The organism is Aeromonas sp. s3, from assembly GCF_040907805.1.
Classification (GTDB): Bacteria; Pseudomonadota; Gammaproteobacteria; order Enterobacterales; family Aeromonadaceae; genus Aeromonas; species Aeromonas dhakensis.
Genome location: NZ_JBFOCQ010000012.1, coordinates 37325 through 63089, shown reverse-complemented (window position 1 = coordinate 63089; position 25765 = coordinate 37325). Strand labels below are relative to the sequence as shown.

Genomic DNA, 25765 nt, shown 5'->3' with positions numbered 1-25765 from the left:
GAGGGCGACTCAGGCCCGGCTCAGACGAATGTCGATCTGCTGGTGCGGCAGCCCCAGCCCCTGTTGCTGCAGTTTCTCCAGCACCAGCGAGTGGACCTCGTGGGTGATGGGCATGCGGTGATCCATGCTGTTCACGTAGAGCCGGATCTCGTAGATCAGGGCCGAGTCGGTGAATTCGATCAGGAACACCTCGGGGGAGGGGGTCTCCAGCACCAGGGTGGAGGCCTTGATCGACTCTTCCAGAATGGTCTGTATCTTTCTCGGCTCCTGGGTCAGGCCGATGCGGATGCGCAGCCGTACCCGGGTGATGGCGTCGGACAGCGACCAGTTGATGAACTGCTCGGTGATGAAGGCCTTGTTGGGGACGATGATCTCCTTCCTGTCCCAATCCACTATGGTGGTGGCGCGGGTCTTGATCTTGGTGACGGTGCCGGTCAGCTCGCGGATGGTGACTGTGTCGCCGAGCCTGATCGGTTTCTCGAACAGTATGATGAGGCCGGAGACGAAGTTGGCGAAGATCTCCTGCAGCCCGAAACCCAGGCCCAGGGAGAGGGCCGCCACCATCCACTGCGCCTTGGACCAGTCGATGCCGAGAATGGAGAAGCCGGTCAGTGCCCCCACCACCAGCACTATGTACTTGGTCACTGTGGTGATGGCAAAACCGGTGCCGGGAGAGAGGCTCAGGTGCTGGAGCAGGGTCAGCTCCATCAGGCCCGGCAGGTTGCGGGCGGTGACCACGGTCAGGATGAAAGTGAAGGCCGTCAGCATCAGATCCTGCAATGTGATGGCGACGACCTGCTCGATGCCGCCGATCTTGCTGCTCACTTGCCACACCTCGATGCTGCGCAGGAAGCTGAACGCCGAGTTGAGTTCGGACCACTGCACCACCACCAGCATGGTGAAGCCCAGCATCAGCAGGGTGCGTACCAGCCCGAGGGACTGGGCACTGATGGTGTCCAGATCCAGTTCGGTGTCCTCCACCACATCCGGGATCTCGGAGCTGAGCTCGTCGTGTCCCTCTTCCCGGCCGCGCTGGGCCAGGATCTCGGCGCGCTTGCTCTTGGCTCGCTCGAAGGCGAGGCGACGGCGCTGGATCAGCATCCAGCGGTGCGCCAGATAGTAGACGAGCAGGCAACCCAGCCCCATCAGCAGGCTCAGCTCTAATTGGCGCAACAGAATGCGCGAGGTATAGAAGTAGCCGAGCAGAGAGCCGATCACCGCCAGCAGCGGCGCCAGCATCAGGCTGTTCCAGATGAAGTGGTGCAGCAGGTGGGGCTTGCTCATGTCGGCCTGGCCCCAGGTGAGCGGCAGCCGCTCCCGGTTGAGGCGGGCAAAGAACAGCAGCAGCCAGAGGGCGCCGACGATGAAGGCCAGCCGGCCGAGGGAGTCGTAGAAGGCGTGCTCCTGATAGCTGTTGGCCATGCCCTGCACGAAGAAACTCGGGATGATCACCAGCAAGAGGGTGCGAAACTGGCTCCACACCTTCTGCACCCGCTCCTTCTGCCAGCGGAAATGGAGGATCAGAATCCCCTTCTCCAGCGTCAGGTGGCGGGCCATCAAGAGCGCCAGCAGCAGGAACCAGATCTCGCCGAGGCCGCGGGCCACCGCCACCGCGAACGGGTATTGCCAGGCGCCGTCGAGCAGGCCGCGCACCATCAGCACCATGGCGGGCAGCGGCAGGGAGGCCAGCAGAGAGCGCATCAGCAGCCGGCTGGTGAGGCTGAACTTGTCCTGGGTCACCTTGCCGATGCGGGGCGCTATGTACTGGCTGTAGTGGGTCAGGTGGCGAGCCAGCTTGAACCAGCACCAGGCCAGCACCAGGATGCCGATGCCGGCGAAGGTGAGGGTGATGGGGTTGTTCTCGGCGATGGCCTGGGGCAGTTGCAGCCAGTTGACCGGGTTGAGGGCGAGACCGAGGGCGGCCGGCACCCCGAGCAGCACGGCCGGGGTAAGCGGGCGCACGTCCGGCATCCAGAACAGGTGGCTGGCGCTGAGCTCGCGGATCTCGTCGATCTTGCTGTTCTGGCGGCTGTAGAGCAGCTTGAGCCGGGTCTGCTCCTGAATGAGGCTGTCGGCGGCGTCGTTGAGTCGGGTCAGCAGCTGCCGCCTGGCCTTGAGCAGGTTGTCGAGCACCGCCAGCTGGGCGCGATCCAGGGTGATGCCGTCGGTGGTCAGCAGCTGATCGCGCAGCTGACGCGGATCCTTGAGGGCATCCTGCTCGGTCTCGTACTGGTATTTGGCCATGCGGGCGTTGACGATGGCCGACTCCAGCTTGTCGAGGGGGAAGTAGGCGGGCAGATCCGAGAGTTTGCTGCGCAGGTTCTCGCCGTAGGCGTTGCTGATCTGCAGCCACTCCAGTTGCTCGCGCACCGAGTTGACCAGGTCGTTCAGGGTCGAGAGGTTCGTGTCGATCACCCGCTGCTCGTCCTGCACCCGCTCAATCTGATCTTCGAGCGCGCCGAGCTGGATGGAGAGCGCCTGGTTCTGCTGTTGCTGCTCCAGCAGCAGCGGCATGTCGGAGGTGAGCTGCTTGCGCAGGCGCTCGCTCTCCGCCAGTGCCTGTTCTGTCTTGTCGCGGCGCAGCTGGTTCTGCTGGTTGAGCAGACTGGTCTGCCACTCGTCCTCGTCGGTGATGGCGAGGTTGAGCTCCTGCAGCCTGAGCTTGCCCAGATCGTTGCGCTGCTGGGCGGAGAGCTGTTCCAGCTCCAGCATCTGGATCCGGTCGGAGAGGCTCTGCTCCTTGAGGCGGGTCACCAGCTGCTGGGCATCCTGCTGGCGGTCAGACTCACTGCTGAAGCTCAGGCGATCGAGCAGGGCACGGGTCTGCTGCAACTGCTTGCGCAGCTCGTCGACCCGCAGGTGATACTCCTGGCCGGTGCTCTCCAGCTGGTTGAGGCTGTCCATCACCCCCTGGCGCTCCTTGCGCAGGTTGAGCTGGCGGTTGCTGCTCAGGCCGATGGCCTGGCGCAGCGCCTCCTCCTTCAGGGAGGAGAGGGCAGGGCGAGGCTGGGGCTGGTAGTTGTGCAGGCTCTCCTTGAGGCGGGCCGACTCCTTGGGATAGTCGATGAGCACCTGCTGATAGGCCTTGCCCTGCTCGCGGTAGCGCTGGGCTTCCCGGGCAAATTGCAGCGCCTGCTGGTAGCTCTCCCGCAGCTTCTGGTTCTCCGGGGTGTCCGTCTTGGGCACGCTCTGCAGCAGCTCTTCCACCTGGGTGATGGCGTCATCGGCCTGGGCAAGGGGAGAGAGAAGAGTAAGGCAGAGCAGCAGGGAGAGCAGGCGTTGCAACATGGCGCACGTTTCCGTTCAGGTGGAGTCGCCCTAGCCTAAAGCAGGGGCCTGGGCGGGTAAAGTTTTCCATATTAATGATTTGTAACATAAATAACGGGCGATCCCGGCCCGCTTTGGCTATCATTCCGGCCGTTTTCCCCTCCATTGAGCATCCTATGTCCGCAGTCGATCTGGGCACGGCCCCCCTTTCCCGCCTGTTCTGGCGCTACGTCACTCCGACCGTGGCCGCCATGCTGGTCACCGGCATCTATGTCACCATAGACGGCATCTTCGTCGGCCATATTCTGGGCCAGGACGGCCTGGCCGGCATGATGCTGGCCTACCCCATCTGCGCCGTACTCTATGCGGTGGGGGCGCTGATCGGCATGGGCTCCTCGGCGCTCGCCTCGTTTTATCTGGGCAAGGGGGAGCAGGCCAGGGCCCGTCACATCGTCGGCAACGCGCTGGTGATGGTGCTCATCGCCTCGGCGCTGCTCGCCTTCATCGGCATCCACTACGGTGACGAGATGCTGGTGTGGATGGGGGCGGAGGGGGCCATCTTCGACGCCGGATACGCCTATCTGCAGTGGTACGCCTGGCTCGGGGTGTTCGCGGTGCTCTCCATGGCCTTTACCGCCCTGCTGCGCAACGACGGGCGACCCGGCCTCACCACCTGGATCCTGGTGGGGGGTGGCGTGCTCAACGTGCTGCTCGACTACCTGCTGATGGCGGTGATCCCCTGGGGGCTGGCGGGGGCGGCCATCGCCACCATGCTCTCCCAGGCGGTGACCGGGGGGCTGTGCCTGTGGCACTTCTTCACCCCGCGCAGCCAGCTGCGCATTCGCCTGGACACCCTGGTGCCTGACTGGCGCCTGATGGGGGAGACGCTGCGACTCGGGGTGTCGAGCTTTCTGATGTACCTCTACCTGTCGGTGGTGCTGGCGCTGCACAACAAGGCGCTGCTCTCGGTCGGCACCTCGTTGCACGTGGCCGCCTATGGGGTCATCAGCTACAGCGAGGCCTTCTTCTATCTCATCTTCGAGGGGATCGCCATGGGCATCCAGCCCATCGCCAGCTTCAACGCCGGGGCGGGCAACTGGGCACGGGTGCTGCGGGTGCGCAACCTGGCGCTCGGGGTGACGCTGCTGGTGGCCCTGTGCGGCATGCTGCCGCTCTATCTCTGGCCGGAGGGGGTGGTCTACCTGTTCGCCGGGGACAACGCGGCCCTGTTGCCGGTGGCCAGCCTGGGCATCTGGCTCTACTTCTGGGGGTTGCCGATGGAGGGCCTGCTGCTGGTGGGGGCCACCTACTTCCAGGCCATCAATCGGGCCCGCGTCGCCTCCCTGCTCACCGGCGGCAAGCTGGTGCTGATCGGCGGCTTTCTGTGGGGCTTCTCTTCCCTGTGGGGGGTATCCGGCGTCTGGCTGGCGCTGCCCACCTGCAGCACCCTGCTGGTACTGGTGATGTGGCGGGCGATGAACAGGGAGGCGCGCCAGCACAGCGCTGCCTGACAGGTGGTCATTCGGCCATGAAAAAGGCAGCCTCGGCTGCCTTTTTCGTTTTGAACGCCCCTGCCTGCGCGCGACAGGTCTCCGGCCTCAGGGCTTGAAGGCCCCGATAAAGATGGCGGGATCGACGCGGGCATCGTTGAGGCTGACGTTCCAGTGCATGTGGGGACCGGTGGCGCGGCCGGTGGCGCCGACCCGGCCGACGATGCCGCCACGGGGCAGGCTCTGACCCAGCTTCACGTCGACCTTCGACATGTGGCAGAACATGCTGATGAGCCCCTGGCCGTGATCGACGAACACCGTATTGCCGTTGAAGAAGTAGTTGCCGATCAGGATCACCTTGCCCGCCGCCGGCGACTTGATGGGGGTGCCGGCATCGACTGCGAAGTCGAGGCCGGAGTGGGGGTTGCGCTCCTCGCCGTTGAAGAAGCGGCGCAGCCCGAATGGGCTGGAGAGTGGGCCCTCCACCGGCTTGTCGAACAGCAGGTTGCTGGGCTGGGCCGGGCTGAAGGTCTGGTAGGCGCGGGTCTGCTCCGCCAGTTCGCGGTTGATGCGGGCCATGTCCTCGGCCAGCGGGTTGACCTGACGGCCGTTCTTGAGCTTGATGTGCTGCTCCCGGTAGTGCTTGCTGCCGACCGTGAAGCCGAGGGTGCGGCCATCGCTCACCTGCAGCTGGTGGGGGCCGGGCTGGCTCTTGAGGGGGATGCCGACGATGGCAATCCAGCGCTTGCCCTCTTCACGCACCACCAGCACCGGCTTGTCCTGATAGCGGGCGGTCGGGGCCTGCGCCTCGCTGCCAAGGGGCACCACGGCGACGCCACCTGGCACCGGGTGGTTGAGCAGGCGACTGATGAAGCCCTCGGCGAGGGCGGACTGGCTGGCCAGCAGCAACAATAGACAACAAACGACTCTCATGATGATTCCAGGCTGGGTTGACTAAGACGAAACGGTAACGAAATCAGGAGGCTGGCTGGAAGCGCTGGTAGATGGCTTCCATCTGGACCGAGACCTCCTGGCGCACCAGATCCAGCTCCAGCATGTCTTGCAGCACCTTGAGCTGATCCGGGCTCAGGAATCCACGGCTGCTCTCCAGCACCCGCTGGGTATAGGCGCGCTGGTTCTCCAGATAGGTGCTGGCATCGCCGCTCTCCTGTTGGGCCAGCTGCTGGTTCGCCTCGCTCAACAGACGCGTCAGGGATTGGCGCTGGGCCGGTGCCAGCAGCTCGCCGCGCTCCGCCAGGCGGCCCTGGATCTCCAACAGGCGGTTGGTGTCGCCCGAGTAGATCTCCTGCTCGAGCCGGGTGCGGGTATCCTCCCCCAGCAGGTTGCTGAGGTTGCTCCAGATGCGCTGGCTCTCCTGCTCATAGGCGTCGGGATGATCGAAGCCGAGGCGATAGAGTTCGCGCAACTGCTCCTGCACCTGGCCGCGCACGTCCTCCACGATGTCGAGCCGATCGAAGACGGTGGTGAGCTGGCTGCCCTGTTCGGCGTCATAGAGCCGTTCGATCAGCACGGACCCTTCGCTCGACTGGCTCCACTGGCTGATGGCGGCTTCCAGCTCGGGGTTGGGGGGGAGCACCTCCTGGGTGGGCGCTGGCTCGCTCTGGGGGCCCTTGCCGGGCAGCTTGGCCAGCAGGTTCTGCCCCGGGTTCTGGCTGCTGCTCTGGGAAGCTGACGCGTCGCACTGGGCTGAGCGGGCGGTGCCGGTGGCGTCTGATTCCGGCTGGGCGGCGGTGTGGTCGGCTTGCCACTGCCAGAGGTTGAGCAACAGGGAGGCCAGCAGCAGCGGCGCCAGGTGAGATGTACGCATTTTGGATTCTCTTGAATAAGTGAACGCCCCTTGCAGAAGGGTCTCTTATGATAACCGTAACGTCTGATACAAGCAGCCATGACGTGCACCTGCGGTGTCGACGGTGGCCCGCCATTGAGTCGGGGGCCCCATGGCTCTAGAATCGGCAACCAGCCGTTTTCATCCGAGGAAATGTTATGAATGGATTGTCCCCCCTGCGCACAGCACCCGCCCGTCACCCCATAGGGCGTGGCTGGGTCTGGGTGCGGTCCGGCTTCGATATCTTCAACAAGGGGATGGGGGCCAGCGTCGGCATGGTTCTCGTCTGGTTTGCGGTTGGTCTGCTGCTGGAGCGCCTGCCGGCGGGCAGCCTCATCTCCCAGTTGCTCTACATGGTCTGGGGCGCCGGCTGGGTGGCGGTGGCCCACCACGGCTATGAAGGCAACCCGCTGCGCTTCGCCGACTTCTTCTCCGGTTTTCGCCACAAGCTGACGCCGCTGATGCTGGGAGGGCTGCTGGTGCTGGCCCTGTTCAGCCTGATCGGTCTCATCTGCCTGGGATTGCTCTCCATGTGGGGGCTTACCTCCCTGCTGACCCAGGATCCCGAATCCCTGGTGGTCACGGCGGCCCAGGCCCAGGGGCTGCTGCTCTGCCTGCTGCTGGGGCTGGCGCTGCTGATCCCGGTGCTGATGGCCATCACCTTCGCCCCCGCGCTCATCTATTTCCACGACGTGGGGATCCTGCAGGCGGCCAAGCTCAGCTTCAAAGGCTGCCTGACCAACATGTGGCCCTTCCTCTGGTGGGGCATAGTCGCCGCCATCCTGATGCTGTTTGGTGCGGCGCTGATGCTGGTGGGGCTGCTGGTAGTGATCCCGGCGCTCAACTACTCCATCTATGTGGCATATCGGGAGATCTTCCTGGATGTGGCGCAGGAGACGCCGGCCGAGGCCCCGCTGAGCGGTTTCGAAGCCTGAATGCGGCCAGCGAGTCTGGCATATTGAACGAAAGGGGCCTGCTGGCCCCTTTTTCATGCCGGTTTAATCGCGCCACATGGGGTCGGCGGCCATGCGTTCCACCATAAAGTCGAGGAAGCTGCGCAACAGCGGTGACATCTGCTTGCGGGTGCCATAGACGGCGTAGACGCCGAGCCGCTTGGGCTGCCACTGCTCCAGCAGCGGCACCAGGGTGCCGGTCTCGAGATGGGGCTGGGCGGAATAGCGGGGCTGCAGGCTGATGCCGGCACCTTCCAGGGTCGCCTCCAGCAACAGGTTGGAGATGTTGGCGCTGAGGTTGCCGCTGACCGGCACAGATTCAGGCCCGTCCGGCCCCTGAAATTCCCACAGGCTCTTGCCGAAATAGGTGTAGGTGAGGCAGTTGTGCAGGGCGAGCTCCTGCACCTTGTGTGGTGTCGGGTGCCTGGTCAGATAGGCCGGGCTGGCACAGACCACGGAGTGGCAGGTGCCGAGCCGGCGGGCCACCAGGTTGGGATCGAGATCATTGGTGATGCGGATGGCGAGATCGATCCGCTCCTCCACCAGGTTGACGGTCCGGTCCAGCAGCAGGATATCGATGGCGGTGCCCGCATAGCGCGCCAGGTAGTCGTTGGCGGCCCCCACCAGCAGGGCTTCCGAGAGCGAATAGCTGCTGGTGATGCGCAGCTGCCCCTTGGGCGCCTCGTCGCCGCGCACGGCGATCTGCTCCATCTCTTCCCCCAGCGCCAGCATGGCCCGGGCCCGGTTCAACGCCTCTTCCCCCGGTCCGGTCAGGCTCAGCCGGCGGGTGGTGCGGTGCAGCAGCCGCGCCCCCATCCACTGCTCCAGCTCCGCCAGATAGCGGGTCACCATGGCGCGCGACATCTCCAGTTTCTCCCCGGCGCCGCTCAGGCTGCCCTGTTCGACTACGCTGACAAAGACCCGCAATGCGGTCAGTCGATCCATGTTCAGGCTCTCTATATGCTCGATTAATGCAACAGTGATGCGCTCATTATGCTGTATTTGTACCGAAAATGATCCAATAAACTGTGTCCATCTGATGAACCCCTGATGACTTGATGAGGAATACCCGATGAACAATACCCTGATCCGCAATCTGACCCTGGCTACCACCCTGCTGAGCGGTGCCGCCATGGCCGCCCCGCTGACCGTAACTGTCTACAACCCTGGCGAGAAGGCCATCTTCCCGGTCTCCTCTTCCCTGGTGGCCGGTGACAAGGAGGCGATCCTGATCGATGCCCAGTTCGACGTGCAAAACGGTCAGGCACTGGTCGACATGATCAAGAAGAGCGGCAAGAAACTGACCACCGTCTATATCAGTGCCGGTGACCCCGACTTCTACTTCGGTCTGGAACCTGTTATGGCCGCGTTCCCCGACGTCAAGGTGCTGGCCGACCAGCATGTGGTTGACCACATCAACCAGACCAAGGATGCCAAGCTGAGCTACTGGAGCCCCATTCTGGGCAAGGGGGCACCCAAGAGCCTGACCGTGCCGCAAGTGATGACGGCCAGCCACCTGACCCTGGATGGCGAGCAGATCGAGATCAAGGAGATGAACACTCCGAATGCCTACCTGTGGGCGCCGTCCATCAAGACTGCCTTTGGTGGTGTGCCGGTCTACAGCGGCGTACATGTGTGGATGGCGGACAGTCAGACCAAGGCCGCTCGCAGCAACTGGGTCAAGGCGCTGAACAATCTGCTGGCGCTGAAGCCTGAGCGCGTGGTGCCGGGTCACTTCCTGGGGACTGCGCCCAAGGGTACCGAAGCCGTGACCTTCACCCGTGACTACGTAGAGCGCTTTGAGCAGGAGCTGGCCAAGGCCAAGAACTCCGGGCAGCTGATTGAAGCGTTGAAGAAGGCTTACCCGTCCCTGCCGGTCGATGATGGTCTGGCCATCGGTGCCAAGGTCAATACCGGCGAGATGAAGTGGTAATCCCCTGACGCCTACTTCCCTGTGTTTTTTTACCGGGCCCGAGGGCCCGGTTTTTTATCCAGAATTGAAGCGAGAATGATGATGAACGAAGTGCAAACAACCCTCCATTATGTCTATGACCCCCTCTGTGGCTGGTGCTATGGCGCCGCCCCGCTGCTGAAAGCCGCAGCCGATGTCGCCAGCTTGCAGATCGAACTGCATGCCGGCGGCCTCTGGCTGGGTGGTCGCCGCCAGGCCATGGGTCAGGCGCTGCGCGACTATGTGCGCCCCCATGACGAGCGGATCCAGGCGCTGACCGGTCAGCCCTTCGGCGAGCGCTATTTCAATGAGCTGCTGCTGCGAGATGGCCTGCTGCTGGACTCGGAGCAACCGATCCGCGCCATCCTGGCGGTGGCATCCCTGGGGGGCAATGGGTTGGTGATGCTGCACCGCATCCAGCAATCCCACTATCGCGATGGCATCTGGATCGGTTCTCTCGAGCATCTGACCAGCCTGGCGGCGGAGCAGGGCATTGCGCAGGAGGCCTTCGTGCAGGCTTATCAGGCGGTTGAGCTGGCAAGCCATCTTGCGGACAGCCAGGTCTGGATGCGTCGTCTCGGCGGGCAGGGTTACCCGACTCTGGGGCTGGTGCAGGGGGACAAGGTAACGCCCCTGTCAGCGTCCTCTTTCCTGGGCGAGCCGCAAGCATTTGCCCGCCATATCCAGCAGCTGATGGGGCGCTGAGGGGGGAATTGGTATCCTGCCGAAGATAACCTTGATCGGATGAGTCCTGAGTGGATTTTCCTGCCTGGGTGGCCCTCATGCTATCCCCGGGCAGGACGATATATTCAGCAGCGGATAGTTTGAAAATCATCCGCTTGCAGTCATCGCGCTATGCTCTATGGGGATAGCCCGGACGTTCGATGTCAGGGGCTTGCGTCTAGCCGCCAAGGATACCAATCATGTTCAAAAATATGTCTATAGGTCAGAAGTTGAGCGCCGGTTTTGCGGTGTTGGCATTATTGGTGCTGGTCATCGCCGGATTTGGGATCTCCAGGCTCTCCTACCTGAATGCGAACACTCAGCTTATTGTCAATAACCTGGTGCCTTCCATTCGCTATGCCAGCCAAATGCACGTTGCGTTGCTGGATGCGCGTCGAGCCGAACTGGCCATGGTCATTGCGTTGACCAACAATGACCAGGCGGATATCGCCAAACGGAACGACAGTTTCTCGGATGCCAAGGCTCGCTTTCTAAAAGCGTTGTCGGATTATGGCCGTTTGGCTTTCAACGACGCAGAAGAAGAGCAGACCTATCGTGCCTTGCAACCAGCAGGAGAGGCCTATTTCGGTGCCCATGATCAGCTGTATCAAGCGGTCATGAACAACGAAGGCGCCAAGATTGGCGAGTATCGGGATGGCATTACCCGCACTACGTTGGACCAGACCACTCAGCTCACAATGACGTTGCGCGAGATTAACGACCGCATTGGTAGTGCCATGCATACCAGCAGTGAGCAATCATATGAGTCAGCCAAACTGCTCAGCATAGCGATTGGACTCGTGACGCTGCTTTTCGTGGTGTTGGTGGCTTGGTATCTGACTCAACAAATCAAGCGCCCGGTCAACGCGTTGCTGGAGGTGGTTGGTAAAGTGTCGGGAGGTGATCTGGCGACCCATCTTGACACCAGCCAGTTCAACAATGACGAACTGGGTCAACTGGCCAAGGGCTTTGGCGAGATGCAGAAAAACTTGCGCAATCTGGTCAGTGAAGTCTCCGGATCCGTGGTGCAACTGAGCTCTGCGGCCGAAGAGATCAGTGCGGTTGCCCGTCAGTCCGCCAACAACATGAACAGCCAGCAGCACGAGCTGAACCAGCTGGCCACCGCCATGAACGAGATGCAGGCGACGGTGCAGGAGGTGTCCCGCAACACCAGCGATGCCGCCAGTGCCGCCAGTGCCGCCAGCAGCACCGCCGAGCTGGGGGCCCGCACCGTCAACGACTCCATCAAGCGCATTGAGCAGGTGGCCGGTGCCATCGAGAGCACCGCCGTGGTGATTCATCAGTTAGGTGATGACAGCCGCAACATCGGCATGGTGCTGGAGGTCATTCGTGGGATCGCCGAGCAGACCAACCTGCTGGCACTGAACGCCGCCATCGAGGCGGCCCGGGCCGGGGAACAGGGGCGCGGTTTTGCGGTGGTGGCCGATGAGGTGCGCACCCTGGCGAAACGGACCCAGGACTCCACCTCCCAGATCAACACCATCATTGCCGAGCTGCAGCAGCGGGCCGAGCAGGCCGGCACCACCATGCAGCAAAGTCAGGACATGATGAACTCCACCGTCAGTACGGCGCGTGAGGCGGGGGCGTCCATCTCCGAGATCAGCGGCTCGGTGGAGAGCATCTCCCACATGAACATCCAGATTGCGACCGCCACCGAAGAGCAGGGGGCGGTGAGTGAAGAGCTCAACCGCAACGTGGTCAATATCAGCCATGCCTCGGAAGAGGTGGCGGCCGGGGCAACCCAGATGGCGCAGGCCTGCAACGACCTGAACCATCTGGCCACCCAGCTGCAGGAGCTGGTACGCCGCTTCCGGGTGTGATGAGGCTATGCTGACCCGACGGGCCCGGATCCAGGATCCGGGCCCGTTTTATTTATCCCCTGTGCATGGTCTGTCCAATCTCACCATCCCTTGTCCCTCCCGCCGTTCTTGGGCATGCTAATGGCCCCATTGGTTGGCAGGATTCTGGATGTATGAACCTTCGCGATCTCGAGTATTTGGTGGCGCTGGAAGAGGAGAAGCACTTTCGCAAGGCGGCGGAGCGCTGTTTCGTCAGTCAGCCGACCCTGAGCGGCCAGCTGCGCAAGCTGGAGGATGAGCTGGGGGTGATCCTGATCGAGCGCACCTCCCGCAAGGTGTTGTTCACCCCGGCTGGCGATGCCATGGCGCAGCAGGCTCGCAAGGTGCTCAAAGAGGTGCGCGAACTCAAGAGCATAGGCCAGCACTTTGCCGAACCCATGTCCGGCGAGATCCACATCGGCTTCATTCCCACCGTCGGCCCCTATCTGTTGCCCCACATCATCCAGGATCTGCGCGAACATTTTCCCAAGCTGGAGTTCTACCTCTATGAAGAGCAGACCCAGGTGCTGCTCAAACGGCTGGAAGAGGGGGAGCTGGACTGCCTGATCCTGGCCGAACTGGAGGGGATGGAAGGGTTTGGCTCCATCCCTCTCTATCAGGAGCCCATGTGGCTGGCGGTGCCCCAGCAGCATCCGGAGGCCAGGGCCAAGGCGGTGCCGCTCAGCAGTCTCAAGGGCAAGAAGCTGCTGATGCTGGCCGATGGCCATTGTCTGCGGGATCAGGCGATGGGCTTCTGTTTTGCCGCCGGCATCGGCGAGGATCAGCGTTTCAAGGGCACCAGCCTGGAGACGCTGCGCAACATGGTGGCGGCCGGCAGCGGCATGACGCTGGTACCCAGGCTCGCTGTGCCAGCCAATACCGAGGAGGGGGGCGTGAGCTACCGGCCGGTGATCGATCCGGTGCCAGGGCGTACCATAGCGCTGCTCTATCGCCACTACTCGGTGCGCCGGCCCTGCTTCAACGAGCTGGCCGCCCGCATCTCGAGCCTGATGAAAAGCCTGCTCGGCTGACGACAACGCATTCGTGTTCACCAAAAGAAAACCGGCGCCTGGGCGCCGGTTTTTGTCTGCTGCGGTTGCTTAGAAGATATCGTCGGTGGAGACGGGGCCGTCAGTGTCCGAGCCATCGCCGCCATAGACCTGATTGCCATCCGAGCTCTGGGTGGCGAAGCGGGTCGGTTCGGTGCCTTCCTTGAAGAACTCGTCCGTGCTGCTGCCATCGGTGCGGTTGGTCAGCAGGCCGGTTTCACGGTCGATGCGCACCGTGATGATCCCTTCCGGCACCGGCATCTTGCGCTCGGGGATCTGCTTGAGCGCCGTCTTCATGAAGTCGATCCAGATGGGCTGTGCGGCGCCGCCGCCAAACTCGGCCCGGCCCAGGCCACGCTGGTGGTTGTCAAAACCGATCCAGGAGGTGGCGACCAGGTTCGGGGTATAGCCGGAGAACCAGGCATCGCGCGACTCGTTGGTGGTCCCGGTCTTGCCCGATATATCGTGGCGCTTGAGGTCGCGAGCCGCTCGCCAGCCGGTGCCACGCCAGCCATTGCCGCCCCAGATGGCGGTGGTCAGGGTATCGGTGACCAGGAAGGCACTCTGGGCACTGATGGTCTGCGGCGCCATATTGTTGGGCACGACGGGATCGATGGGGCACTGGGCTTTCCAGTCGGGGGCCGTATTGGCATAGGCATCCGCGCTGTCCAGACCGGCGGCGGCCAGTACGCCGCAATCGCGGCAGGCGGCGGCCGGGTTGGCCTGATAGAGAGGCGCGCCGAAGCTGTCGGTCACCTCGGTAATGAAGTAGGGGGTGACCTGGAAGCCGCCGTTGGCCAGCACCGAATAGCCGCGCACCACTTCCAGCGGGGTGAACTCGGCCGCGCCCAGCGCCAGCGATTCGTTGGGCGAGATGGTGTCGCGGACAAAGCCGAAGCGGGTCAGACCGTCGATATAGGTATCCAGCCCGATGGCGCGCATCAGCCGGACCGACATCACGTTCTTCGACTTGGCAAGACCAAGGCGCAGCGGTGTGGGGCCGTCATAGATAGCCGGGGAGTTCTTGGGCTGCCACATGGGGCCCTTGGAGGGATCCCACTGGTTGATCGGCGCATCGTTGATGAGCGAGGCCAGGGTATAGCCCTGCTCCAGTGCGGTGGCATAAAGGAAAGGCTTGATGTTGGAGCCTATCTGGCGACGTGCCTGATCGACCCGGTTGAACTTGGACAGCTCGAAGCTGAAGCCGCCGACCAGCGCCTCGATGGCGCCATCCTGCGGATTCATGGCCACCAGGGCGGCGTTGACCTCGGGGATCTGGGAGAGCAGCAGCTCTTCACCCTTCTCCCGTACCCAGATCTGGGCGCCCACCTTGAGTACGTCCCGTGCCGATTTCGGGGCAAAACTCTGGCGATCGTCGGTGATGAAAGAACGGGCCCACTTGATGCCGTTCCAGCCAAGCTCGGCCTGTTTGCCGTTTTTCAGCACTATGGTCGCGCTCTTGTCACCCAGCTTGGTGACCACGGCGGCCATCAGCGGCTGATAGGTCGGCTGCTTGGCCAGATGGGCCATGATCTTGTCGTAATCCCAGTCGGCCTCGCCGCTCTTCCACAGCTGGGCGGTCACCCCCTTGTAGCCATGGCGGGTGTCATAGTCGAACACGCCGTCGAGCAGAGCCTGACGGGCAGCCCGCTGACGCTTGGCGGTGACCGTGGTGTAGACGTGCAGGCCCATGGTGTAGGCGTCTTCCCCAAACTGCTCCACCATCTTCTGGCGCACCATCTCGCCGAGATAGGGGGCGTTGAGGGTGGTCTCGGCTCCGTGATAACGGGCCTTGATCGGCATCTTGGAGGCTTCGTCATACTGGGCCTGGGTGATCTTGCCTGTCTCCAGCATGCGACCCAGCACCACGTTGCGACGGGCGAAGGCCCGCTCCGGCGAACGGATCGGGTTCAGCATGGAGGGGGCCTTGGGCAGACCGGCAATGATGGCGATCTCGTCCAGAGTGAGCTCTTTCACCTCTTTGCCAAAATAGACCTGGGCGGCGGCGCCGACCCCGAAGGCCCGATAGCCGAGCGGTATCTTGTTGAGGTAGAGCTGCAGTATCTCGTCCTTGGAGAGGTTCTGCTCGATGCGCCAGGCGAGGAACACCTCCTTGATCTTGCGCACCAGGGTCTTCTCGTTGCTCAGGAAAAAGTTGCGGGCAACCTGCTGGGTGATGGTACTGGCGCCCTGGCGTGCCTGGCCGGAAACTGCCCAGACGGTGGCAGCCCGCAGAATGCCGATGGGGTCGATGCCGGGGTGCTCGTAGAAGCGGGCATCTTCGGTAGCGAGCACCGCATCGATCATGGACTGGGGAATTTCATCCAGATGCAGGGGGATGCGACGAATTTCGCCAAATTGGGAGATCAATTCCCCATCCCGACTGTACACCTTCATCGGGGTGGCCAGCTTGACGTCGCGCAGTGCGGTCACATCCGGCAACTGGGGCTTGATGTAGAAGTAGATACCGATGAGGCTGGCAACACCCAGCACAGCACCCAGCATCATGACAATAAACAGGCGTACGAGCCATTTCAGCATGGAAGAACTACCAATCGTCTTAAAATTAGCCAACGGGCGCAGAGTATAGCCCTTTTGCCTTCGTGAATTCGAGGTTTTCCTGACGATGGTCCGGCTCCTCGAGAAGAGGCGGGAGGTTAGCACTCTGCGACTCAATAACCAAGGGGAGGAGGGCGCGGCTCGGAAAGCGAGTTGCATCACTTTTCGGCATAAACTTTATGACATTGATAGATAGAGCATTTAGGATGAGTTAAGCCATCATCTTCTGATTAGCTGTCCTACAATCAATCCTAAAACCCATATAACGCATGGATGTGTATATGTTTGGGCTATTCAACAAGGGTTCTCTGCTTCCACTGGCAGGCATTGATTTTGGAAGTCAGACCATCAAGGCCGTGACCATCACCGGCCGTCCCGGCAAGCTGCACCTCGAATCCGTGGCGGAGGTTGCCACCCCCAAAGGCACCCTGGTCGATTATCAGCTGCAGGATATCGAGCGGGTCGGCCAGTCTCTCAAGGGCCTCAAGCGCCTCATCTCGGGCAGCAGCCAGTATGTGGCTACTGCCGTTACCGGTTCCAACGTGATCACCAAGGTCATTCAGGTGGATGCCAGCCTGAGTGAAAGCGAGCTGGAAAATCAGGTCCAGCTTGAGGCTGAACAACTCATTCCTTTCCCCCTCGATGAAGTGAGCCTGGATTTCGAGATCCTGGGCAAGGTCGCCGATCAGGAGCGCCAGGAGGTGCTGCTGAGCGCGGCCCGCACCGAGAGCGTGAATGGTCGGGTCACCGCGCTGGCGGAAGCCGACATGACCACCAAGGTGGTGGATGTCGGGGCACACGCCTTGGGGCGGGCGGTACTCGCCTGTCTGCCTGAGCTGCAGGAGTGGGACAAACCGGTCGGTGTCATCGACATCGGCGCCAGCGCCATGACATTTGCCGCGCTGGTGAAGGGGGAGGTGATCTACTCCCGCTTGCAGAACTTCGGTGGCGACCAATACAGCCAGGCACTGGCCTCTTTCTACAGCCTCTCTCTGGATGATGCCGAGCAGGCCAAGCTGCAGGGCAAGTTGCCGATCGATCACGAGCTGGATGTGTTGCTGCCCCACATGAATGCGTTGCTGCAGCAGGTGCGGCGCAACGTCCAGCTGTTTTGCAGCTCTTCCGGCCACCGGGAGCTTTCCAAACTGGTGTTGAGCGGAGGGGGCAGCCTGCTGCCCGGGTTGGCGGCTCAGATTGGCAACGAGCTCAGCTGCGAGGTGTTGCATCCCGATCCCTTTACCCTGTTCGGCAAACCCAAGGGAGAGGTCGCTGCCCATGGTGCCAAGTACATGACGGCGCTGGGTCTGGCATTGAGGAGCTTCACGCCATGTCAAATATAAACCTCTTGCCCTGGCGCGAGGCCAGGGCCCAGCGGCAGAAGAAGCAGTTCGGCGTCATGCTCGGTATCTTCATGGCCATCACGGCATCCCTCGGTTTTGCCGCTGACTGGCTGGTGGAACAGCAGATCGGCCATCAGCAGCAGCGCAACCAGCGCCTGCAGCAGGAGATGACCATACTCGATGCCCAGCTTGGCGAGATCCGCCTGCTCAAGGAGCGGCGCAAGGAGCTGATTGACCGCATGCAGCTGATCGAGCATCTGCAGATGCGTCGCAACCTGCCGGTTCGTCTGTTCAACCAGCTGCCTTCGTTGGTACCCAATGGGGTGTATCTCAACACGTTGGCTCTGCAGGACAACCGGATCGACGTGAACGGCAAGACCGAAGCCTATGGCAGGGTGGCCAGCATGATGCGTCGCATCGATGGTTCCGGTTGGCTGGGGCAGTCGCAGATCAGCACCATCTTTGCGGCCGATGTGGCACCCGTCTCCCTGAGCCAGTTTTCCATGATGTTCCAGGTCGCCGTGGCGGCTGGAGCCAGCCTCGAGATGGCTAAGGGGCAGAAATGAACCTGCAACAGCTCAACGAACTTGATTTCAACAACATTGCCAGCTGGCCCAAACTGGCCAAGGGGATCTTCATCCTGTTCTTCTGTGCCCTGCTTGGGGGCGCCATCTATTACTACGTGATTGCCAAGTCGCTGACTCTGTTGACCCAGGAAACCGACAAGGAGGCGGAGCTCAAGTCACAGTTTGAGAGCAAGGCGATGCTGGCCGCCAATCTCGGTGCATACAAGGCGCAGATGGTGCAGCTTGAACAACTGGTCGATACCCAGCTCAAACAGCTGCCCAATACCCATGAAGTGGCCGGGCTGCTGGATGACATCAGCTTCATCGCCACCGACAATGGCCTCAAGTTGAATCGCATCAACTGGGAGCCGGAGATCAAGCACGAGTTTTCCACCGAGCTGCCCATGCGAATAGAAGTGGTGGGTACCTATCATGAGATCGGCAAGTTCACGGCTGACATGGCGGCCTTGCCAAGGATCGTCATTCTGGAGTCGTTCACGCTGGGTCAGGGCAAGGAGCAGGATGACATGATCGCCATGTCGATGCTGGCCAAGACCTATAAATACAACGGCAAGACGGTGGAGCAGAAAAAATGAGGATACTCTGCGTTTTGTTGCCGGCATTGTTGCTGACGGCCTGCGGCGGTCAGGATGACATGGATAATTACGTGGCCGAGGTGAAGGCCAGAAAGCCGGTTCCCATTGAACCTCTTCCCGAAATAAAGCCCTTCTCTCCCATGGCTTATCATCTCAGTGACCAGCGCAGTCCCTTCATCGCTCCCCAGCCCGAGGCCAGCAGTGCCAAGACGGATGCCAAGGTGAAACCGGATTGTGCCCAGATTGTCGCCAACAGAGAGAAAGAGGTGCTGGAGAACTATTCACTGGCCAGCCTGAGCATGCAGGGTTCCCTTGGCAAGCAGGGGCAGCTGTGGGCCCTGATCAGAACGCCGGATGGTCAATCCATCCGGGTGGGCCTCAACCAGCATATGGGGCTGGATCAGGGGCGGGTGATCAGGATCACTGACACTTATGTGGATTTGATTGAGACTATACCGGACGGCAAGGGATGCTGGGTGACTCGAGAAACCCAGCTGGGCATGGCCAATCTTGAAGCAAAACGATAATCAGGGATGAACTGCGATGAGAACAACAATAGGTAAGGCAACCAGAGTGGCCCTGCTGTTTTGCGTCGGTGCATGGGGCCAGGCCTGGGCGGTGGCCACCCTGCAGGAGGTCAAAGTCAATCCGCTGATGGCCGATCAACTGCTGCTGGAGCTGAGTTTCAGTGAACCGGTCAGCGGGTTTACCGATCGGCTCTCCTATGAACCCAACCAGTTGCTGCTGCATGTGCCGGGGGCGGTGGGGGCACTCAATGTGAATCCCCTGCCCATCAAGCAGCAGGGGGTGGATAACATCAAGGTAGAGGGCAAGGGTGCGGGTCTCGATATCAAGATTGCGCTCGATCAACTGACTCCCTATCAGGTGCACCAGCAGGGCAACAAGCTGTTGGTTGCATTGGGGGACAAGGCGGCCATGCCGCTGCCAACCACGACCTCTTCCTCCGGGATGGTGGCCCGCCAGCAGAGCTCGTCCGCCCTTATCAATACCCAGCCGGCAACTTCGTCGGCCTTGATCAACAGCCAGCAGCTTGCCCGCCAGAGTGCTCCGGTGGCGGCGCCGGTTGCCAGCAAACCTGTGTTGCCAACCCCGCAAACTTCGGCCAGTGGCGCTTACTTCAACTCCGTCAAAGGCGTGGATTTTCGACGTGGCAAGGACGGACAGGGGGAATTTCTGGTGACGCTGGATAACAGCTCTGCCGCCGTGGACGTCAGCAGCCGCGGTCAGACTGTGCTGGCCAAGTTTCACGGCACCCGGGTTCCGGACGACCTGCTTAATCTGATCAATGTGCAGGATTTTGCCACCCCTGTTTCTCAGGTTGAGGTGTTTCGCCAGGGCAATGACACCCTGTTCGAGCTGTCGGTCAATGGCCAGTTTGATTATCGCTACGACCAGGCAGACAAGATGTTCATCGTCGAGGTGAAAAAGCGCACCGCAGCGAGTGCCGGCAAGCAGTATCAGGGCAAACCCATCTCTCTCAATTTCCAGGATATTCCGGTCAGAACCGTGTTGCAGCTCATCGCGGATTTCAACAATCTCAACCTGGTGACCACGGACTCGGTGTCGGGCAACATCACCCTGCGGCTGGATGGGGTGCCCTGGGAGCAAGCCCTCGACATCATCTTGAAGGTGCGTGGACTCGACAAGCGGCTCGACAACAACATTCTGCTGGTTGCTCCGGCGGAAGAGATAGCCGCCCGCGAGAAACAGCAGCTGGAGAGCCGCAATCAGGTTGCCGATCTGGCACCGCTCTACACCGAATACCTGCAGATCAACTATGCCAAGGCATCCGAGGTGGCGGCGCTGCTCTCGTCTGAAAGCACCAAACTGCTCTCTGCCAAGGGGGCGGTGAGCGTGGATGAGCGGACCAACGTGCTGGTAGTCAAGGATACCGCCGACGTCATCAGCAACATCAAGCGCATGCTGGATATTCTGGATATCCCGGTCAAACAGGTGGTGATCGAAGCACGCATGGTGACCATAGACGACGGCTTCGACGAGGCACTCGGGGTGCGCTGGGGGGTGACCAAGAACGACGGTCACGGCAACAGTACCTCGGGCTCCATCGAGGGCAATGATGGTTCCGGCAACAACAACGGCGGCTCGACCATTACCCGCCCCGGGGTGGACGATCGGTTGAACGTCAACCTGCCGGTGACCAACGCCGCCGGTACCCTGGCCTTCCAGGTGGCACGGCTGGCGAACGGCACCTTGCTGGATCTCGAGTTGTCGGCACTGGAGAAGGAGAGCAAGGCCGAGATCATTGCCAGTCCACGGGTGACCACGGCCAACCAGAAGCCGGCGCTGATCGAACAGGGGACCGAGATACCCTATGTGGAATCCTCCTCCAGCGGGGCTACCTCGGTCACCTTCAAGAAAGCTGTGCTGAGTCTCAAGGTGACGCCGCAGATCACCCCCGACAACAGGGTGATCCTGGATCTGACCGTGACCCAGGACACCAAGGGTGAAACCGTACCTACCGGTACCGGCGATGCCGTCTCCATCAACGCCCAGTCGATCACCACCCAGGTGCTGGTCAACAATGGCGAGACGCTGGTGCTGGGCGGTATCTATCAGCAGACCATTACAAACGATGTGACCAAGGTCCCCCTGCTGGGTGATATCCCGGGTCTGGGGGTGCTGTTTCGCAAGACGACCAGCGCGAACAAAAAGCGGGAGCTGCTGATTTTCGTGACACCGAAGATAGTCACCGAGACTTTCTGAAGACTTTACATGTGAAGGTAAAACACATATAACCTTACGCCCCAATGAGGCTGGGGCGTAAGGGCTGCGGTTGCCAGTCCTGATTTCTATTGAGATAATCCCCCTCCTGATCCATCGCAAGATAAGGTTCATAGGTACCCCGATCGAGAGTTTGTCGGGGTCGTACAGTTTGTAATTACTAACGAAAAGACATGGCTGAGAAACGCAATATTTTCCTGATAGGTCCCATGGGTGCGGGCAAGAGCACCATAGGTAGACATCTGGCAGAACAACTGCATATGGAGTTTTTCGACTCAGATCATGAGATTGAGCGCCGCAGTGGTGCCGATATCGGCTGGGTGTTCGATGTTGAAGGCGAAGAGGGTTTCCGGATCCGCGAAGAGAAGGTCATTGGTGACCTTTCCGAACAGCAGGGTATCGTGCTGGCAACGGGTGGTGGTGCCATCAAGAGCCGTGAAACACGCAACAAACTCTCTGCTCGCGGCATCGTGGTGTACCTCGAGACCACCATTGAGAAGCAGCTGGCCCGGACGCAACGTGACAAACGTCGCCCGCTGCTGCAAACCGAAGAGCCGCCGCGCGAAGTACTCGAACGTCTGGCACAAGAACGCAACGCCCTGTACGAAGAAGTGGCTGACTTTGTCATCCAGACTGATGACCAGAGCGCAAAAGTTGTTGCCAATCAAATCGTCAAGTTGATCGGCATGTAATCAAGAGGACGTCCATGGAAAGGTTGAAGGTCGAACTGGGTGAACGCAGCTATCCCATCGAGATAGCGGCAGGTCTGTTGCAGCATGCAGAGGTGCTGACGCAAACCATCAAGGGCAAGCGGGTCATGATAGTGACCAACACCGTTGTCGCCCCCTTGTATCTTGAGCGCATTACCCAGCTGCTGTCCGGTTATCAGGTTGAACACCTGATCCTGCCGGATGGCGAGGCCTACAAGAACTTGGCAACCTTCGAGCGGATCATGTCTGCTCTGCTGGAAACCAACCATGGCCGTGATACCACTCTGATCGCCCTGGGGGGCGGTGTGATAGGCGACGTGGTCGGCTTTGCTGCGGCAAGCTACCAGCGTGGCATTCCTTTCATTCAAGTGCCTACCACACTGCTCTCCCAGGTTGACTCCTCCGTCGGCGGCAAGACCGCCGTCAACCATCCTCTCGGCAAGAACATGATTGGGGCCTTCTATCAGCCCAGACACGTGGTCATCGACACCGAGTGCCTTCAGACCCTACCTGCCCGTGAATTCGCCGCCGGCATGGCCGAGGTGATCAAGTACGGCATCATCTGGGATGTCGAATTCTTCTGCTGGCTCGAAGCCAACATGTCCCGTCTGCAGGCGCAGGAGCCGGCCGCGCTGGCCTATGCCATCCGCCGCTGCTGCGAAATCAAGGCCGACGTGGTCGGTCAGGACGAGACCGAGCATGGCGTGCGTGCCCTGCTCAACCTGGGTCATACCTTCGGCCATGCCATCGAAGCCGAAAAGGGCTACGGCAACTGGCTGCACGGCGAGGCCGTGGCGGCGGGCACCATGCTGGCTGCCTGGACCGCACAGGCCCGTGGCGATGTGACCGAGCAGGACGTAGCCCGTATCCGGGCACTGCTGCTGGCGGCCAATCTGCCGGTACAGGCACCGCCCGAGATGGATTTTGCCGCCTTCATTCGCCACATGCGTCGCGACAAGAAGGTACTGGAAGGCAAACTGCGTCTGGTGCTGCCGGTTGGCATCGGTCATGCCCAGGTAGTGGCCGATGTCTCCGATGCTGAACTGCTGGCGGTGATCGAGTCTGGTCGTGACAAATAAACTGCTGAAGCTTCCTTCCCAGCGGCAGCTGGTTGACCGGCTGCTGCATCTGATTGAATTCAATCATCCTTTCATTTTTCTTTCCGGCAAACCCGGCAGCGGTCGCGGCACCTTGTGCCAGGACATGCTCGATCGTCTGCCTGAAAAAGTCCGCGTCGCCAGCCTCATCGGCAGTCCGGCCATGAAGATGGTGGACGTGCGTCAGCTGTTGCTGCCCCAGGTGGTGGCCCGCCCGCTGTTCAATCCACAGGATGCGCTGGCAGACAGCTTCTTTCGCATGCTGGAGGGCAAACCGGCCACATTGCTGCTGCTGATCGAACGGGCAGACGAGCTGCCGGCCGAACTGGTTGGCGAGCTGTGGAGCCTGTGCCGCCACAACGACACCCTGGCTGTGCCCCATCAGTTGGCGATCATGGTGTCCGGCAGTGACGTCTGGTGTCGCACCCAGAAGGCGTTGCTCAAAGGGCGTGCCATGCCGGCACTGGAGCTGGAAGTCGCGCCACTGAGCGCCCCCGAACAACGTATCTTCTTGTATGAGAAGGCCAAAGAGCTCAAGATCCCGACAGCCCTCTTGCCCAAGCCGAAAGTGGAAGAGATCCTGAAAGTGGCGAATGGACATCCGTCCACCATCATGCAGTTACTGGAGGATATCATGACCGACAGAAGGCCCAAGAAACGTCAGGCCGAGTTGCCCGTCAAGAAGATTGCGACCCTGCTGGCACTGGTTGCCGGCGGCCTGCTGGCCCTGAGTTATCTGCTGCCGGCCCTGTTCAGCAGTGACGACAAAGGGGCCGTGTCTGAACCCGCCCAGAGCACGGCGCTGCCGATCCCCGTGTCGGGTGGCGATCCGCTCACCGTCGGTGGCAGCAACAGCAGCCAGAACGGCAATCAGAGTGTGAACAATGATGATGCCGCCACCAATCAGGGTGGTGTGGTACGCGACTGGCAGCCTGATGCCAAGGCCTTGCCCAAGGCGGTGGAGAGCGACACGGTTACCACCGAATCGACCAACTACGAGGGGCGCCGGGTGGTGATCTCCGACGAGGTGGTCGAGAAGCTGATGAAGCAGCCCAACGTCAGCGGGGCCCTGCCCACGGCGGTGGTGGATGAGTTGACCGGCGCCGATTCCCGGGCGGCAGCCACCCAGGATGCGCCTGCCAAGCAGGCGGCCACACCCAATGCCACCGCCCAGGCTGCCCAGCCGGCAACAGCCGCCAAGGCCCAGCCCGCGCAGGCTACCAGCAAGCCGGTGGTCAAACCTGCTGCCGCCGAGCCGGTGGCGACTCCTGCACCCAAGGTGGCGCTGACCCCCGCCGCTACCCTGAACAAGAAGCCGCGCAGCCACTACAGCATCCAGCTGATGGGGGCGAGCAACACCAAGGCGGTCGACAAGTTCGTGGCCGAAAATGGCCTTGCCGGCAAGATCTGGGTCTATCAGACCCAGTTCCGCGGCAGCCCCTGGTATGTGGTGCTGCAGGGGGACTACGCCAGCAGCAACCAGGCCAAGGCCGCCATTCGCAAGCTGTCGCCCGCCTTGCTGAAGGGTCAACCCTGGCCCAAGTCGTTTGCGCAGGTACAAAAAGAGTTGAAGCAATAGCCATTTTGGCCGGGAAGGGGGTAGAATCGTCCCCCTTTTTTGGTCGATGCCTTCTTAACACCGGATTTCCATGAAAAAAACACGCGCTTTTTTAAAATGGGCCGGGGGAAAATACTCCCTGGTTGAAGAGATTGCCGAGCGTTTGCCGGCCGGGCGTGTGTTGCTGGAGCCCTTCGTCGGGGCCGGGTCCGTGTTTCTCAACACCGACTACGACGCCTATGTGCTCAACGACATCAATCCGGATCTTATCGGGCTTTACAACCACCTCAAGCAGACGCCGGACAGCTTCATCGCCGAGGCGCGCAAGCTGTTCGTTGCCGAGCACAACCACAAGGCCGCCTACTACCGGCTGCGTACCCAGTTCAATCAGGCTGATACCAGTTTCGAACGTGCTCTGCTGTTCCTGTTTCTGAACCGGCACGGTTTCAACGGCCTGTGCCGTTACAACAAGAAAGGGGGCTTCAACGTCCCGTTCGGTTCTTACAAGAAACCCTATTTCCCGGAAAAAGAGCTGTGGGCCTTCGCCGAGAAGGCGCAGAAGGCGACCTTCATCTGTGAAAGTTATGCCGACGCCATCCAGCGCGCCGAAGAGGATTGGGTCATCTATTGCGATCCGCCCTATGCGCCGCTTTCCACCACGGCGAGCTTCACCACCTATTCGGCCGGCGGCTTTACCCTGGACGATCAGGCCGTGCTGGCCAGACTGGCCCGCCACACCGCGGCCCGCAAAGGGGTGCCCGTGCTCATCAGCAACCACGACATCGAGCTGACCCGCGAACTCTATCGCGGTGCCCGCCTCGACGAGATCCTGGTCAAACGCACCATCAGCCGCAACGGTGGCACCCGCAACAAGGTAGCCGAGTTGCTGGCGCTCTATCCGCCCGGCATCGAGCCGGAGCAGGGCTACTACCCGAGCGACGCCGAACTGGCGCCACTCGGCTGAGACAGACGGCACCTTGGGTGCCGTTTTTTTATATCTCCCGCGGGTGATGATGGCATTCGCTTTTTCCATACCGTGTGCGGGTCGTTTTCGGCGCTCGTTTGCGGTAAAGGTGATGATGGCGTCCGCTTTTTCCATACCCTGTGCGGGTCGTTTTCGGCGTCCGTTTGCGGTGATGATGGTGTCCGCTTTTTCCGTACCGTGTGCGGGTCGTTTTCGGCGCTCGTTTGCGGTGATGATGGCGTTCGCTTTTTCCGTATTGCGTATGGGGCGTTTTCAGCGTCCGCTTGCGGTGATGATGGCGTCCGCTTTTTCCATACCGTGTGCGGGTCGTTTTCGGCGCTCGTTTGCGGTGATGATGGTGTCCGCTTTTTCCATACCGTGTGCGGGTCGTTTTCGGCGCTCGCTTGCAGTGATGATGACGTTCGCTTTTTCCATACCCTGTGCGGGTCGTTTTCGGCGCTCGTTTGCGGTAAA

Annotated in this window: 21 protein-coding genes; 15 read left to right on the top strand and 6 right to left on the bottom strand. The window is 61.2% G+C overall.

The features are described from left to right. Positions 1-9 precede the first annotated feature (9 nt). Positions 10-3288, bottom strand: a complete 3279-nt coding sequence (gene mscM / locus AB5Y98_RS06220) for a miniconductance mechanosensitive channel MscM (RefSeq protein ID WP_017778967.1) — start codon at positions 3286-3288, stop codon at positions 10-12. Between the two features lie 155 nt (positions 3289-3443). On the opposite strand from mscM, the gene AB5Y98_RS06215 reads away from it, so the two are divergent. Further along, complete coding sequence (locus tag AB5Y98_RS06215) at positions 3444-4778, top strand: MATE family efflux transporter (protein WP_368231536.1); 1335 nt, start codon at positions 3444-3446, stop codon at positions 4776-4778. 87 nt (positions 4779-4865) lie between these two features. Here the strand turns inward: AB5Y98_RS06215 and AB5Y98_RS06210 are convergent, their stop codons facing one another. Both AB5Y98_RS06210 and AB5Y98_RS06205 read right to left on the bottom strand, forming a co-directional pair. Further along, on the bottom strand, positions 4866-5690 hold the full coding sequence (locus AB5Y98_RS06210) for a peptidoglycan DD-metalloendopeptidase family protein (RefSeq protein WP_368231535.1): 825 nt from the start codon (positions 5688-5690) through the stop codon (positions 4866-4868). 43 nt (positions 5691-5733) lie between these two features. Then, on the bottom strand, positions 5734-6585 hold the full coding sequence (locus tag AB5Y98_RS06205) for a hypothetical protein (protein WP_337079030.1): 852 nt from the start codon (positions 6583-6585) through the stop codon (positions 5734-5736). Between the two features lie 176 nt (positions 6586-6761). Here AB5Y98_RS06205 and AB5Y98_RS06200 point away from each other — a divergent pair, with 176 nt between their 5' ends. Further along, the gene (locus AB5Y98_RS06200; protein ID WP_017781605.1) at positions 6762-7538 is read left to right on the top strand and encodes a BPSS1780 family membrane protein; all 777 of its coding nucleotides are present in this window, start codon (positions 6762-6764) and stop codon (positions 7536-7538) included. Positions 7539-7601: 63 nt separating this feature from the next. Here the strand turns inward: AB5Y98_RS06200 and AB5Y98_RS06195 are convergent, their stop codons facing one another. Continuing rightward, complete coding sequence (locus AB5Y98_RS06195) at positions 7602-8501, bottom strand: LysR family transcriptional regulator (protein ID WP_336288867.1); 900 nt, start codon at positions 8499-8501, stop codon at positions 7602-7604. A gap of 127 nt (positions 8502-8628) precedes the next feature. Between AB5Y98_RS06195 and AB5Y98_RS06190 the strand changes: the two genes are divergently transcribed. The 4 genes from AB5Y98_RS06190 to oxyR all read left to right on the top strand — a co-directional run bounded on the left by AB5Y98_RS06190 (position 8629) and on the right by oxyR (position 13120). After that, complete coding sequence (locus AB5Y98_RS06190) at positions 8629-9489, top strand: Vmh family MBL fold metallo-hydrolase (protein WP_021463574.1); 861 nt, start codon at positions 8629-8631, stop codon at positions 9487-9489. A 75-nt stretch (positions 9490-9564) separates the two neighbouring features. Beyond that, positions 9565-10212, top strand: a complete 648-nt coding sequence (locus tag AB5Y98_RS06185; RefSeq protein WP_368231534.1) for a DsbA family protein — start codon at positions 9565-9567, stop codon at positions 10210-10212. Between the two features lie 218 nt (positions 10213-10430). Next, on the top strand, positions 10431-12071 hold the full coding sequence (locus tag AB5Y98_RS06180) for a methyl-accepting chemotaxis protein (protein ID WP_368231533.1): 1641 nt from the start codon (positions 10431-10433) through the stop codon (positions 12069-12071). Between the two features lie 152 nt (positions 12072-12223). Continuing rightward, positions 12224-13120, top strand: coding sequence for a DNA-binding transcriptional regulator OxyR (gene oxyR, locus AB5Y98_RS06175; protein WP_368231532.1), 897 nt, complete (start codon positions 12224-12226; stop codon positions 13118-13120). 69 nt (positions 13121-13189) lie between these two features. Here the strand turns inward: oxyR and AB5Y98_RS06170 are convergent, their stop codons facing one another. Then, complete coding sequence (locus tag AB5Y98_RS06170; protein WP_368231531.1) at positions 13190-15679, bottom strand: penicillin-binding protein 1A; 2490 nt, start codon at positions 15677-15679, stop codon at positions 13190-13192. A gap of 287 nt (positions 15680-15966) precedes the next feature. Between AB5Y98_RS06170 and tapM the strand changes: the two genes are divergently transcribed. The 9 genes from tapM (at position 15967) to AB5Y98_RS06125 (ending at position 25291) form a co-directional block, all read left to right on the top strand. Next, a complete protein-coding gene (gene tapM, locus AB5Y98_RS06165; protein WP_017787953.1) occupies positions 15967-17037 on the top strand; it encodes a PilM family type IVa pilus assembly protein TapM in 1071 nt (356 codons plus the stop codon). After that, entirely contained in the window at positions 17025-17603 is a 579-nt protein-coding gene (gene tapN, locus AB5Y98_RS06160; protein WP_216973251.1) for a PilN family type IV pilus biogenesis protein TapN, read from the top strand. Before tapM ends, tapN begins: the two co-directional genes overlap by 13 nt. Continuing rightward, positions 17600-18199 (top strand): PilO family type IV pilus biogenesis protein TapO, encoded by a 600-nt coding sequence (gene tapO, locus AB5Y98_RS06155; RefSeq protein ID WP_005298374.1) that lies wholly within the window; start codon positions 17600-17602, stop codon positions 18197-18199. Before tapN ends, tapO begins: the two co-directional genes overlap by 4 nt. Beyond that, positions 18196-18726 carry a pilus assembly protein PilP gene (locus AB5Y98_RS06150; RefSeq protein WP_005298376.1) on the top strand — a complete coding sequence of 177 codons (531 nt, stop codon included), beginning with the start codon at positions 18196-18198 and terminating at the stop codon, positions 18724-18726. The genes tapO and AB5Y98_RS06150 overlap by 4 nt, the downstream gene beginning before the upstream one ends. A gap of 16 nt (positions 18727-18742) precedes the next feature. Continuing rightward, the gene (locus AB5Y98_RS06145; protein ID WP_324039610.1) at positions 18743-20944 is read left to right on the top strand and encodes a type IV pilus secretin PilQ; all 2202 of its coding nucleotides are present in this window, start codon (positions 18743-18745) and stop codon (positions 20942-20944) included. A gap of 191 nt (positions 20945-21135) precedes the next feature. Beyond that, the gene (gene aroK / locus AB5Y98_RS06140) at positions 21136-21654 is read left to right on the top strand and encodes a shikimate kinase AroK (RefSeq protein ID WP_005298388.1); all 519 of its coding nucleotides are present in this window, start codon (positions 21136-21138) and stop codon (positions 21652-21654) included. A 14-nt stretch (positions 21655-21668) separates the two neighbouring features. Further along, positions 21669-22751 (top strand): 3-dehydroquinate synthase, encoded by a 1083-nt coding sequence (aroB, locus tag AB5Y98_RS06135; RefSeq protein ID WP_017778955.1) that lies wholly within the window; start codon positions 21669-21671, stop codon positions 22749-22751. After that, entirely contained in the window at positions 22741-24348 is a 1608-nt protein-coding gene (locus tag AB5Y98_RS06130) for an SPOR domain-containing protein (RefSeq protein WP_368231530.1), read from the top strand. The genes aroB and AB5Y98_RS06130 overlap by 11 nt, the downstream gene beginning before the upstream one ends. A 70-nt stretch (positions 24349-24418) precedes the next feature. Further along, positions 24419-25291 carry a Dam family site-specific DNA-(adenine-N6)-methyltransferase gene (locus AB5Y98_RS06125; RefSeq protein ID WP_017765003.1) on the top strand — a complete coding sequence of 291 codons (873 nt, stop codon included), beginning with the start codon at positions 24419-24421 and terminating at the stop codon, positions 25289-25291. A 273-nt stretch (positions 25292-25564) separates the two neighbouring features. Here the strand turns inward: AB5Y98_RS06125 and AB5Y98_RS06120 are convergent, their stop codons facing one another. Further along, on the bottom strand, positions 25565-25726 hold the full coding sequence (locus tag AB5Y98_RS06120; RefSeq protein WP_368231529.1) for a hypothetical protein: 162 nt from the start codon (positions 25724-25726) through the stop codon (positions 25565-25567). Positions 25727-25765: the final 39 nt, after the last annotated feature.